The organism is Rahnella laticis (genome assembly GCF_015644585.1).
GTDB lineage: Bacteria > Pseudomonadota > Gammaproteobacteria > Enterobacterales > Enterobacteriaceae > Rahnella > Rahnella laticis.
The window spans coordinates 425,297-438,214 of the sequence record NZ_JADOBI010000006.1 but is presented as its reverse complement, the minus strand read 5'-3'; the positions used below and the strand labels follow the sequence as shown (position 1 = coordinate 438,214).

The 12,918-nt window shown below is 52.2% G+C and carries 11 protein-coding genes; 4 read left to right on the top strand and 7 right to left on the bottom strand.

Annotation, left to right across the window (positions count from 1 at the left end):
- Positions 1-532: 532 nt before the first annotated feature.
- Entirely contained in the window at positions 533-1,222 is a 690-nt protein-coding gene (locus tag IV433_RS16170; protein WP_195814994.1) for a FadR/GntR family transcriptional regulator, read from the top strand.
- On the opposite strand, the gene rbsR is transcribed toward IV433_RS16170, so the two are convergent.
- The 7 genes from rbsR to kup all read right to left on the bottom strand — a co-directional run bounded on the left by rbsR (position 1,205) and on the right by kup (position 9,115).
- Complete coding sequence (rbsR, locus tag IV433_RS16165; protein WP_195814993.1) at positions 1,205-2,215, bottom strand: ribose operon transcriptional repressor RbsR; 1,011 nt, start codon at positions 2,213-2,215, stop codon at positions 1,205-1,207. The genes IV433_RS16170 and rbsR overlap by 18 nt on opposite strands.
- A complete protein-coding gene (rbsK, locus tag IV433_RS16160; RefSeq protein ID WP_195814992.1) occupies positions 2,216-3,145 on the bottom strand; it encodes a ribokinase in 930 nt (309 codons plus the stop codon).
- Positions 3,146-3,205: 60 nt separating this feature from the next.
- A complete protein-coding gene (gene rbsB, locus IV433_RS16155) occupies positions 3,206-4,096 on the bottom strand; it encodes a ribose ABC transporter substrate-binding protein RbsB (RefSeq protein WP_152323778.1) in 891 nt (296 codons plus the stop codon).
- A 23-nt stretch (positions 4,097-4,119) separates the two neighbouring features.
- Positions 4,120-5,091 carry a ribose ABC transporter permease gene (gene rbsC / locus IV433_RS16150; RefSeq protein WP_195814991.1) on the bottom strand — a complete coding sequence of 324 codons (972 nt, stop codon included), beginning with the start codon at positions 5,089-5,091 and terminating at the stop codon, positions 4,120-4,122.
- 6 nt (positions 5,092-5,097) lie between these two features.
- Entirely contained in the window at positions 5,098-6,603 is a 1,506-nt protein-coding gene (rbsA, locus tag IV433_RS16145; protein WP_195814990.1) for a ribose ABC transporter ATP-binding protein RbsA, read from the bottom strand.
- Between the two features lie 7 nt (positions 6,604-6,610).
- Positions 6,611-7,030, bottom strand: coding sequence for a D-ribose pyranase (gene rbsD / locus IV433_RS16140; RefSeq protein WP_195814989.1), 420 nt, complete (start codon positions 7,028-7,030; stop codon positions 6,611-6,613).
- Positions 7,031-7,246: 216 nt separating this feature from the next.
- Positions 7,247-9,115, bottom strand: a complete 1,869-nt coding sequence (kup, locus tag IV433_RS16135; RefSeq protein ID WP_195814988.1) for a low affinity potassium transporter Kup — start codon at positions 9,113-9,115, stop codon at positions 7,247-7,249.
- A gap of 267 nt (positions 9,116-9,382) precedes the next feature.
- On the opposite strand from kup, the gene ravA reads away from it, so the two are divergent.
- Genes ravA through asnC form a run of 3 tightly spaced genes read left to right on the top strand, consistent with a single transcriptional unit; the run spans position 9,383 to position 12,845 of the window.
- Positions 9,383-10,891, top strand: coding sequence for an ATPase RavA (gene ravA / locus IV433_RS16130; protein WP_195814987.1), 1,509 nt, complete (start codon positions 9,383-9,385; stop codon positions 10,889-10,891).
- A gap of 2 nt (positions 10,892-10,893) precedes the next feature.
- On the top strand, positions 10,894-12,363 hold the full coding sequence (gene viaA, locus IV433_RS16125; protein ID WP_195814986.1) for an ATPase RavA stimulator ViaA: 1,470 nt from the start codon (positions 10,894-10,896) through the stop codon (positions 12,361-12,363).
- A gap of 20 nt (positions 12,364-12,383) precedes the next feature.
- Positions 12,384-12,845: a transcriptional regulator AsnC gene (gene asnC, locus IV433_RS16120; protein WP_195814985.1), complete on the top strand. Its 462-nt coding sequence runs from the start codon at positions 12,384-12,386 to the stop codon at positions 12,843-12,845.
- Positions 12,846-12,918 lie beyond the last annotated feature (73 nt).

The window sequence follows — 12,918 nt, the reverse complement described above, 5'->3', positions numbered from 1 at the left end:
GATCAAACTCTTCAATTAAAAGTTCGATTTGCTTAAACAAGTTAAGCGGTGCTCAAAGTTTACTTTCGTAATAATTCAACTAAATGAATTACTGCTTGGTCACTCTAAGACTTGATATTTTTTTGCCACCGAGGTGGCTGATATCGTCTTGTGAGTGCCCACACAGATTGTCTGATAAATTGTTAAAGAGCATGCCGCGGTTCGCAAGGAATCTTATGCGGCGTGGGAGGCGTATATTACGTTTTCCCGCTGAAGAGTCAAGAGATTATTCATTCGAACTTTCATCTTTTTCTCTTCCTGTCCGAGCGACTTGTCAGTCGTTGTTCCCGGTCAGTGGAGGCGCATTATAGGGAGTTCTCAGAAGGCCGCAACCCCTAATTTCAATTATTTTATCAACCGTTCACTAATTCAACAATTTCGCCCGAATTGGATAATAAACAATCTAAATCGGCCCAAAAAGCGTCAGTTTAAAGCCAGAGGCTGGCGTAAACTCTCCTTTATAATAAGAGAAAGACATTCAGGAATACCTTACATGCTACTCAATGCACATCAACAGGCTGCTCAACGCAACCTTTCTTATTTACTGGCGGAGAAGATTGCACAGCGCATTTTGTCTGGCGAGTATCCGGAGGGTTCTATCCTTCCTGGTGAAAACGAGCTGGGCGAGATTTTTGGCGTCAGCCGGACAGCAGTGCGTGAAGCGGTCAAAACGTTAACTGCAAAAGGGATGCTATTACCGCGGCCACGTATTGGTACGCGGGTGATGCCACAGTCCAGCTGGAATTTCCTCGATCAGGAATTACTGACCTGGTGGATGACGCGTGAGAACTTTGATGAGGTGATGGCGCATTTTATTGTTTTGCGCCGGGCGCTGGAGCCACAGGCTTGTGCTCTTGCGGCCATCTCAGCCACGCGGGAGCAAAAGCATCAGCTCTCTCTATATATGTCAGAGATGCGCCAGCTGCATAAGCGCTTTGACCGGGAACGCTGGATAACCGTCGATACACAGTTCCACCAGCTAATCTATGAAGCAGGAAAAAACCCTTTCCTGACTTCATTTTCGAATTTGTTCAGTTCTGTCTATCAGAGTTATTTCCGGGCCATCACCGAGAATGAAGTTATCAGGCTGGAACATCATCAGCGCCTGACGGACGCAATCCTTGCAGGCAATGCGAAAGCCGCATTACAGGAATGCCAGCGTCTGTTACTTGCTGATGAGTGATCCCACGGACTGGCGTACAACCAGTTCCGGCGTCAGCACTAAAACCTGAGGCTCTGATTCAGGCTCTTGCAGACGATGTAATAATGCATCCACGGCCAGCTCACCCAGAGAATCTTTCGGCTGATGGATGGTGGTTAACGGAGGCATCAGATATTGCGCCAGCTGAATGTCATCGTATCCCACGACAGCGACATCATCGGGCACGCGCAATCCGCGCTGATAAAGTGCCTGATAGACGCCCACGGCCATCGCATCATTGCTGGCAAAAACGGCATGAGGCGGTTCGGGCAACATCAGCAACTGCTCCATCGCCACCAGACCGCCGCCAAATTCAAAGTCACTGCTGACTTCATAACCCGGCAGGATCTCCAGCCCGGCTTTTTTCATGGCCTGACGATATCCGTTCAGCCGTTCCTGCGCCGTCGTTTTGTCCAGCGGGCCGGAAATGCAGGCAATACGACTGTATCCATGACGGATTAAATAGTCCGTCGCCATTTCTCCACCCAGCAACGCATTATCCTGAATTACATCGATTGAACCTTCAAACGGCGACCAGTCCATCATCACAATAGGTAATGAAGGATAACGGCTGATGGCATCTTTCGAAGGCCGGTGATTTTCAGTACACATGATCAGTAACCCGTCGACGCGCTTTTGCAACAGCGTTTCCAGGCTGCGGTTCATGCGTTCCGCGTCCCCGTCGGTGTTACAGAGGATCAGACTGTAGCCGCGTTCATAGCAACTACGCTCAACGCCACGAACCACTTCGGAATAAAACGGGTTACTGCTGGCGGTCAGCAACATTCCGATGGTACGGGTTTGATTGAGTTTAAGGCTTCGGGCTAACGCGGAAGGGGCATAGTTAAGTTGTTCAACAGCAGCATTCACTTTGTCGGCAATGGATTCACTGACAAAGCGATTTTTATTGATGACATGAGAGACTGTAGAGGTTGAAACGCCCGCGAGGCGGGCGACATCTTTCATGGTGGCCAATCAGGCCTCCTGTTGAGCAAGAAAATCGTCGATTTCTTTACGCCACGGAACCGAGGGCTGCGCGCCAAGACGTGTTACGGCTATCGCGGCAGCGGCATGGGCGAAACGCACGGCGCTGTCCATAGCTTTGCCTTCAAGCAACGCAGTGACTAATGCACCGTTGAAGGTATCACCGGCGGCGATGGTATCCACTGCTTTGACGCGGAACCCGGCAACCTGCTTGCCTTCACCGTTCTGGCTGAGCCATACACCTTTACTTCCCATCGTAATAATGACCGTCGCGATACCTTTATCATGCAATACGCGGGCGGCGCGTGTGGCGTCATCATTATTTTCGACTTTAATCCCCGTCAGCTTTTCAGCTTCGGTTTCGTTCGGGGTGATCATATCCACCCGCGCCAGCAATTCATCTGGCAGTTCACAGGCCGGTGCCGGATTAAGGATAACCTGCGTGTCATTGTCTTTAGCCAGCTTCGCCGCTGCAATAACCGTTTCCAGCGGAGATTCCAGCTGCATCAGCAAGGCTGAAGCGTCGATTACGTTTTGTTTGTAACGCTCAAGGTAATCAGGCGTGACGGCTTTGTTTGCCCCCGCATCGATACCAATGACATTCTCACCTTCCGCATTCACAAAAATCAGCGCTACGCCGGTGGTTGTCTCTTTAATGGCTTCGATAGGTTGCGTATTAATGTGGTCACTCGCCAGCTGCTTGCGAACACGCTCGCCAATATCGTCATCACCGACACAGGCAATAAATGAAATATCAGCGCCACAGCGACCAGCGGCGACCGCCTGGTTTGCACCTTTACCGCCGAAAGCCACGGTGTATTGCTTACCGATTACGGTTTCACCCGGTTGCGGGAAATGGTTGATATTCAAAATATGGTCGGCATTGATACTGCCGAGAACCACCAGTTTGCCTGTCTTCACGTGTTGCTCCCTGAGTTAAATAGCGCCCCCGTAAGGAGGCGCGCGGATACAGCGTCAATATTACGGCTGAGCAACCAGTTTCAAATCAACAGGGATAACCGCCGGAACTTTTTCGCCTTTCAGCACTTTATCTGCGGTTTGGACGCCGATTACGCCGATTTGTTCAGGGCGTTGTGCCACGGTAGCGCCCATTTTGCCGCCATTGACCGCTTTGATGCCGTCTTCTGTGCCGTCGAAACCGACAACCAGCACGTCAGTTTTACCGGCAGTCTGCAGGGCACGCAATGCGCCGAGTGCCATTTCATCATTCTGAGCAAAGACTGCCTGCACGTCCTGATGCGCAGTCAGCAGGTTTTGCATAACGTTCAGACCTTTGGTGCGGTCGAAGTCAGCAGGCTGGCTGGCGAGGATCTGGAAGTGGTGTTTTTCAGCGGCCTGAGCGAAACCTTTACCACGTTCGCGGGCAACAGACGTCCCGGCAATCCCTTCCAGTTCAATAACTTTCGCGTTATCGCCCAGTTTCTTAGCAATGTAATCACCCGCCATCTGGCCGCCGAAGGCGTTATCAGAAGCAACGTGGCTGGCTACAACGCCCTTGGTCGCCTGACGGTCAAGGGTGATCACCGGGATTTTCGCCTGATTTGCCATCGCGACGGCGTTACCTACCGCGTCAGAATCGGTCGGGTTGATGAGCATCAGCTTGGTGCCACGAACGGTCAGGTCCTGCACGTTGGCCAGTTCTTTAGCCGGGTTGTTCTGAGAATCAAGAACCACCAGGTTGTAGCCCAGTTTATCAGCTTCTTTTTGCGCGCCGTCTTTCATGGAAACGAAGAACGGGTTATTCAAAGTTGAAACGACCAGCGCAATGGTATCTTTCGCCAGAACGTTTGCACTGAAGGAAGCGGTGATCGCTGCGGCGGAAACCCAGACAGCCAGTTTTTTCATATTCATGGTCATAAGTCCTGTAGGAGAGTTTATTTGTTGCTTTTGTTATCCACCAGAACCGCCAGCAGAATGACGACTGCTTTTACGATCATCTGGTAGTAGGAAGAAACACCTAATAAGTTCAAACCGTTATTCAGGAAGCCAAGGATCAAAGCACCGATCAGGGTGCCGACAATACGTCCTTTCCCGCCGGAAAGGCTGGTTCCCCCTAATACCACAGCGGCAATCGCATCCAGCTCGTAACCGGTACCTGCGTTAGGCTGCGCAGAAGACAGACGCGCCACTTCGATGATGCTGGCCAGAGCCGCCAGCAATCCGCACAGGGAGTAGACGATTATTTTGACTTTATCGACACTGATACCTGACAGACGCGTGGCAGATTCATTACCGCCCAGTGCGTAGATATAACGCCCTAAGCGTGTGTGATGGAGCATGTACCAGGCAGCAATAAACACTACAGCCATCAGCCAGACCGGCGTCGGAATGCCCAGCGGACGTCCGATACCAAACCAGCCGAACACGTCTGCCACATCGTTAAAACCGGTGCTGATCGGGCTGCCGTTGGTATAAACCATCGTGATACCGCGCAGCAGTAACATCATGACCAGCGTGGCGATAAACGCCTGCACCTTGCCTTTAGCGACAATCAACCCCGTGACAGCGCCGACACCGGCACCCAGCGCCAGCGCGCCCGCCACAGCAACCAGCGCATTAACTTCCAGCCCGACAATTGAAGCGGCAACCGCACCGGTCAGCGCCAGCAAAGAGCCGACAGACAAATCGATCCCGGAAGTCAGAATAACCAGCGTCATACCCACGGCCATAATGGCGTTGACCGACGTCTGCTGAAGAATATTGAACAGGTTATTGACCGTGAAGAAATTCGGGCTCATGGAGGAAACCACGGCAATCAACACCAGCAGCGCAATCAGAGACTTTTGCTCCAACAACCACTCTTTACTGATCCAGCGCTTTTTGGCTGGCAATGTCTGAGAACTCATATCTGATTACTCCTGCGTCACGCCGTATTGCTTGCCGACAGCGGCTGCCATCAGCACTTCTTGCGTTGCCTGTTCTATCGGGAATTCACCGCTCAAATGGCCTTCATGCATCACTAAAATCCGGTCGCTCATGCCGATGACTTCCGGCATTTCCGAGGAGACTAAAATGATGCTCAGCCCTTCGCGCTTGAACTGGTTAATAAGCTGGTAAATCTCTTTTTTCGCACCAACATCAACGCCGCGTGTCGGTTCGTCGAGGATCAGAACTTTTGGCCGCGTCATTAATCCGCGGGCAATCGCCACTTTTTGCTGATTCCCGCCGGAAAGCAGGCCGATGGTCTGCATCATTGATGGCGTTTTGATATTGAAGAGTCGGATGAAATCGCCCACAGCCTGTTGCTCATCGGCATGTTTCAAACGCCCGCCGCCGTGGCTGAAATAGCGCAACGCGGTCAGTGACATGTTTTCTTTCACTGACATCCCGAGCACCAAACCATCGCGCTTACGGTCTTCGGAAATGTAGACGATGCCGTTTGCCAGCCCGTCCTGCGGAGAATGTGTGACGACCTCGCGGCCATCCAGCGAAACGTAACCACTTTTACGTGGCAACGCGCCGTAGAGAATTTTCATCAGTTCAGTACGGCCCGCGCCCATCAGGCCGGACACGCCGAGGATTTCGCCGCTGTGAAGTTCAAAGCTGACGTTATCCACGCCCGGACCGCATAAATTACGGACCTGCAAACGCAGTGCGCCGCGTTCGTGGTTTATGCGCGGGTACTGCTCTTCGAGACGACGGCCCACCATCATTTCGATCAGCGTATCTTCCTGCAGCTCGCTGACCGGACGTTCGGCAATAAACTGACCGTCTCGGAATACGGTGACGTCATCGCAAATCTCAAAAATCTCTTTCAGGCGATGGGAGATATACACCACACCACATCCGGCAGCTTTCAGTTCGCGAATGACGTTAAATAAAGAGGCCGTTTCGGTATCGGTGAGCGCATCCGTCGGCTCATCCATAATGATGACTTTGGATTCAAAGCTCAGTACTTTGGCGATCTCAACCATCTGCTGGTCGCCAATCGATAATTCACCGACCAGCCGGTCACTTTTGTAACGCAGATTCAGACGCGCCAGCAGTTTATCGGCTTCGGCGTACATCTTCTTCCAGTTGATGCAGCCAAAGCCGTTGACGAACTCACGGCCAAGAAAGATGTTTTCAGCGATAGTCAGCTGTGGGATCAGGTTTAATTCCTGATGGATGATGCCAATCCCCGCTTCCTGAGAAGCTTTCGGGCCATTGAAGGTGGTTTCCTTGCCAAGAAACTGTACTGAGCCGGCGTCTTTCTGGTAGATGCCGGTCAGCACTTTCATCATGGTGGACTTGCCCGCGCCGTTTTCTCCCACCAGCGCCATCACACGTCCCGGATAAACGCTGAGCGCCGCGCCGGAAAGTGCTTTTACGCCGGGAAAGGCTTTATCAATCCCTGTCAGTTTCAGCAAAGGTTGCATAAAGGCCTCAGAAGGTTACGCCGGCACACAGAATAACATTCGCGTATGGCGAACATTCCCCGCTGCGGATCACAGCCCGACTTTTTTCGCTTTGCGCTTTGAATGCCTCATGACTGACGTAATCCAAAGCAATGGTGTTTCCCTGGTGTTGTTCGAGTTGTGTCAATTGGGCGAGCAACGCTTCATGGAGTTGAGGATTTTTAGTGAGGATTTCCTCCGCGAGGATAGCCCGCTCAACCTGCATCTCGTGTGTCACTACCTCAAAGACTTGTAAAAAGGTGGGGACTCCCTGGGTTAGCGCCAGATCGATGCGTTGGCAAGCTGCTGGCACCGGAAGACCGGCATCGCCAATAACCAGCTGATCGGTATGACCTAACCGGGCAATAACATTTGAGATTTCGGCATTTAATAGCGGTGACTTCTTCATTGTTAACTCCTACAGCGAAACGTTTCGCTCACAGATGAGTTTATGAGACTCGCAGAACTTGGCAATCAAGATGTGATGGAATTGTGATCAGCGTCGAAACGTTTCGCTGAACGTTTCGTAAAACGCCGATCAATTTGAGTTAGCGAATAAATAAAGGGAGAAGGCAGAAATAAAACAGGGCACCCGAAGGTGCCCTGTTCACAGCAGAATGGGAAATCAGATTTCCACCTGCGTACCGAGTTCGATCACACGGTTCGGCGGGATCTCAAACTGGTCCGGCGCGCGCAGGGCGTTACGGCTCAGCGCCATAAACAGTTTGCCGCGGAAATACAGATACCACGGACGCTTGGTAAGGATCAGCGATTCGTGCGACATAAAGAATGAGGTTTCCATCATCCTGCACGGCAATCCTTCCAGACCACAGCGGTGGAAGACTTCTTCCACATTCGGCGTTTCTTTAAATCCGTAACTCGCGACCACGCGCCAGAATGTTGGCGAAAGCTGCTCAATGGTGACGCGCCGGACGTTATGCACATAAGGCGCATCTTCCGTTCGCAACGTCAGCAGGACAACACGCTCATGCAACACTTTGTTGTGCTTGAGGTTATGCAGCAGCGCAAACGGGATCACGTTGATGGCGCGCGACATATAAACCGCAGTCCCCGGAACACGAACCGGCGGTGATTTCTCCAGTGATGCAATCATCGCTTCGAGAGAATTCCCGTGCTCGTTCATGCGACGCATAAGACGGAAACGCTCGCTTTTCCAGGTGGTCATGACGATGAACATGCAAAGACCCAGCGTCAGCGGCAGCCAGCCACCGGAGAACAGTTTCGTGGCGTTCGCAGCGAACAGCGGGATATCCATGAACAACAAGGCAATCAGCAAAAGCCCGACCAGGAACGGTTTCCAATGCCAGTTTTTAAGCGCCACCGTGCAGGAAAGAATGCTGGTCAGCACCATGGTGCCGGTGACAGCAATACCATAAGCCGCCGCCAGATTACTCGAATGCTCGAAGCTGGCAATCACGATAACCACCGCGAAATACAGCAGCCAGTTAATCGCAGGAATGTAGATCTGACCCGCTTCCATTTCTGAGGTGTGGATAATGCGCATCGGCGGTAAATAGCCCAAACGCACAGCCTGACGGGTCAGGGAGAACACACCGGAGATAACGGCCTGAGACGCGATGATAGTTGCCAGCGTCGCCAGAATCAGTAAAGGAATCAGCGCCCAGTCGGGTGCCAGCAGGAAGAACGGGTTTTTGATCGACTCCGGGTTTTTCAGCAGTAATGCGCCCTGACCGAAGTAATTCAGCACCAGAGAAGGCAATACCACGGTGAACCAGGCCAGACGGATCGGGAATTTCCCGAAGTGCCCCATATCGGCATACAACGCTTCTACCCCTGTGATCGACAGAACGACCGCGCCGAGCGCCAGGAAGGAGAAGGATTTATGCTCAATAAAGAAGTTAACCGCCCACATCGGGTTCATGGCGCGCAGCACTTCCGGGTTCTGCATGATGCTGTTCACACCGAGAACCGCCAGCGACAGGAACCAGAGCAACATTACCGGTGCAAAGAGTTTGCCCACAATGCCGGTGCCGTGCTTTTGAATAATGAAGAGCAACGTCAGGACAGTAATAGAAAGAGGGACGATATAAGGATCAAGGGCAGGCGCGGCGATTTCCAGACCTTCCATCGCGGAAAGCACTGAGATAGCCGGCGTGATGACCACTTCGCCATAGAAGAAGCTGCCACCAATCAGGCCGAGGATCACCAAAACGGCGGTGGTACGTGCCGACGTATTTCTGCCAGCCAGAGACATCAGCGTAAGAATACCGCCTTCACCTGCGTTGTCTGCCCGCATCACGTAAGTGAGGTATTTGAGCGAAACAATGAGGATTAACATCCAGAAAATCAGAGAGAGAAAACCAAAAACGACGCTGGGTTCAACGTTGAAACCATAGTGACCAGAAAAGCACTCTCTTAAGGTATAGAGAGGACTGGTACCGATGTCGCCATAGACCACACCAATGGCGGCCAGGGTTACTGCTGGGAGTGACCGTTTATGTTCAGTGCTCATATTTCGTTTCTTTTTTGCTCGAACATCCGTAAGCGATGCGTGCGCTCAGTCTTATGATGCCCACTAAAAGGCGCACAGTATGCACGAATAAATCAGATTGCCTACCCTTAAATGTGCAGCTAAACCGCCATTCAGATGAACGCGGTCACAATTCTGATAATAGAAAATTTTTAGTAATCAACAAGCTATAGCGATAAAAATAAACGTGGCATATCGTCATAAGCCAGTACACTATTCAACAACTAAATGGAAACCGGAAGAGACAGTATGGCGCAATCCCCCCTTCTGGCAGAACGGATAGCCCGTCTTGCTAACGCATTAGAACATGGCCTGTACGAGAGGCAAGATGCCATACGCCTGTGCCTGCTGGCGGCCCTGTGCGGCGAGAGCGTTTTTCTGCTCGGCCCGCCCGGCATCGCGAAAAGCCTGATCGCCCGTCGCCTGAAATTTGCCTTCCGCCATGCGCGTGCTTTTGAATACCTGATGACGCGCTTTTCCACCCCGGAAGAAGTCTTTGGTCCGCTCTCGATTCAGGCCCTGAAAGATGAAGGCCGCTATCTGCGTCTGACCGAAGGTTATCTGCCGGAAGCGGAAATTGTCTTCCTTGATGAGATCTGGAAAGCGGGTCCCGCCATCCTTAATACCTTGCTGACGGCCATCAACGAACGCCGTTTCCGTAATGGCGAGCGCGAAGAACCGATCCCGCTGCGTTTGCTGGTCAGCGCTTCCAACGAATTGCCCGAAGCTGACGGCGGCCTGGAAGCATTGTATGACCGCATGCTGATTCGCCTGTGGCTGGATAAAGTGCAGGATAAGCAGAATTTCCGCTTACTGCTAACCAGCCGTAACAATGAAAGCACCAATCCGGTGGCGGAATCCCTGAGTATCAGCGATGAAGAATACCAACAATGGCAGCCGGAGATCGATAAAGTCAATCTTTCAGATAGTTGCTTTGAACTGGTGTTTCAGCTTCGCCAGCGCCTTGATGCACTCGACACGGCGCCTTATGTTTCTGACCGTCGCTGGAAAAAGGCACTCCGCCTGTTGCAGGCCTGCGCCTTCTTCAGCGGCCGGAATACTATCACTCCGATAGATCTGATTCTGCTGAAAGATTGTCTGTGGCATGACCTGAATACCTATCAGCTGCTGCAAACCCAAATAGAGCAACTGATCACCGAACAGGCTTATCAGCAGCAAGCCTTGCTGATGAAAATCCAGCAACTCAACCAGCAATGGATGCAATACCAGCAGCAACAAAGCTCACGCCAGTCGATTAAGCTGAGCAAAAAAGCCGGTATTTTCAGCCGTAAGCCACAATACAGCCTGCCGGATGCGCTCGTTGCCAGCGGAGTGACGCTGTTACTGCAAACGCCTTTGCATCTGCACGAGATTAAAGTCACGCATCTGCTTTTTGAACGCAGCGTTCTGGAAGAGTGGATAAATAAAGGTGGTGTTCTGAAAGCCAAACTTAACGGGATTGGTTTTGTTCAAACGATTGATGCCGAAATCGATGATAAGCAGCAATTGCTGGTGCTGGATGTCAGCCGCCAAAGTACGCCGCTGACGCTGCCGGGCAACGAGCACATCGCGGTGCCGGACGAAATGAAAAATACGCTGAATGACCTGACCGCAAAACTCGCTCAGCAAAGACATGAGTTCGGCCAGCAGCAGAACTGCCTGTTTGTTCCCGCGGCGTGGATGGCAAAGATTGAAGCCAGCCTGTTACAGGTTTCTGAACAGCTGCGCCTCCAGCAACAAACCTTCAGCGGCCACTGATCGTGTTTACCCTGGAATCACTGGATCTTCTGCTGGCCATCAGCGAAGGGGAACTGATCGAGGAACTGATCGTCGGTTTACTGGCCGCGCCAGCCCTGGCGGTTTTCTTCGAGAAGTTTCCTCGGCTCAAACGCGCACTGACCCAGGATCTTCCTGAGTGGAAATTACGCCTGCGCCAGAGGATCCACGAAACCCCGGTGCCCCCGGATCTGGCAAAAGAGTTTTATCTCTATCAGCATTGTCAGCAAACTGATGCCGTGGCGTTTCAGTCAGAGCTGGGCTCCCTGCTTGATGAGCTGGCGCGGCTGAATTCACCGTTTGCGACTGAAGCCCGTACTTTACGGGACAATAATGAAACCTCCCGCACGGCGCAAACCGGTAACAGCTTTCAGATCTTATTCCTCCAGCGCTGGCGCCTGAATCTGACATTCCAGACGGTGAACGTTCATCATCAGTTGCTCGAACAGGAGCAGGAACAGCTTCAGGAAGAATTGCTACAACGTCTCGAGCTGAGCAGCGAGCTGTCTCCTTTATTAGCAGAGAACGATACCGCCGCAGGCCGGTTGTGGGACATGAGTAAAGGAAAGCGTCTTCGAGGCGATATCCAGTCGCTGGCACGTTTTGGCGCTTTCCTCCAGCAGCAGCCGGAGCTGATGAAACTGGCAGAACAGCTCGGGCGCAGCCAGACGGTGAAAACCAGCCCGCATGAAGATGCCAAAATGGAAACGCACCGGCTGATGGTTCGCGAGCCGGCGACGGTGCCGGAAGAAGTGAATGGCATTCATCAGAGCGATGACATTTTGCGTCTGATGCCCACCGAGCTGGGCACCCTGGGCATCCCTGAACTGGAATATGAATTTTACCGGCGTCTGCTGGAAAAACGCCTGATGACCTACCGCCTGCAAGGCGACGTCTGGTGCGAAAAAGTCGTGAGGCGTCCGGTGGTTTATCAGCAGCAGGAGCCACAGCCGCGTGGCCCATTTGTGGTCTGCGTGGACACATCAGGTTCGATGGGCGGCTTCAATGAGCAATGTGCGAAAGCATTCTGCCTGGCGCTGCTGAAAATCGCGCTCGCCGATAACCGTAAGTGTTACATCATGCTGTTTGCCAGCGAAGTGATCCATTACGAGCTGACTTCTGCTGGCGGGCTGGATCAGGCGTTACGCTTTCTCGGGCAGCATTTCCGCGGCGGTACCGATCTGGCCGCCTGCCTCAATGCCACGCTGGACAAACTGGCCTCTCCGCAATGGCACGACGCAGATGCGGTCGTCATTTCAGATTTTATTGCCCAGCGCTTACCCGATGAGGTGCAGAGAAAAGTAAAATTGCTGCAACGGGAAAAGCAGCATCGTTTCCACGCGCTGGCAATGTCACACTACGGAAAGCCCGGAATTCTGCGCATATTCGATCATATCTGGCGCTTTGATACCGGCGTTAAAAGCCGCGTTCAGCGACGCTGGCAGAGAAATTAAGCTTAAAGAGAAAGAAAACCATGACTGAAATCAATCAGCTCGACGAGCTGGATCGCGGGATTCTGAACGCGTTGATGGAAAATGCCCGCACACCTTACGCTGAGCTGGCTAAAGTGTTTACTGTCAGCCCGGGAACCATTCACGTACGCGTCGAGAAGATGAAGCAGGCAGGCATCATTACCGGCGCACATATCACCGTAAATCCAAAGCAGCTGGGTTATGACGTTTGCTGCTTTATCGGCATCATTCTCAAAAGTGCCAAGGATTATCCGTCCGCGCTGAAAAAGCTCGAGAGTATAGAAGAAGTGGTGGAAGCCTATTACACCACCGGTCATTACAGCATCTTCATTAAGATCATGTGCCGCTCCATTGATTCCCTCCAGCACGTACTTATCAACAAGATCCAGACCATTGATGAGATCCAGTCTACGGAGACCCTGATCTCCCTGCAGAACCCCATCACACGGACTATCCAACCCTGAGCCTCCATTTCTATACCCCTATTATCCACAGGTAGATCCCAGCTCATTCACAGCGTACAATAGCCTCCTTTTC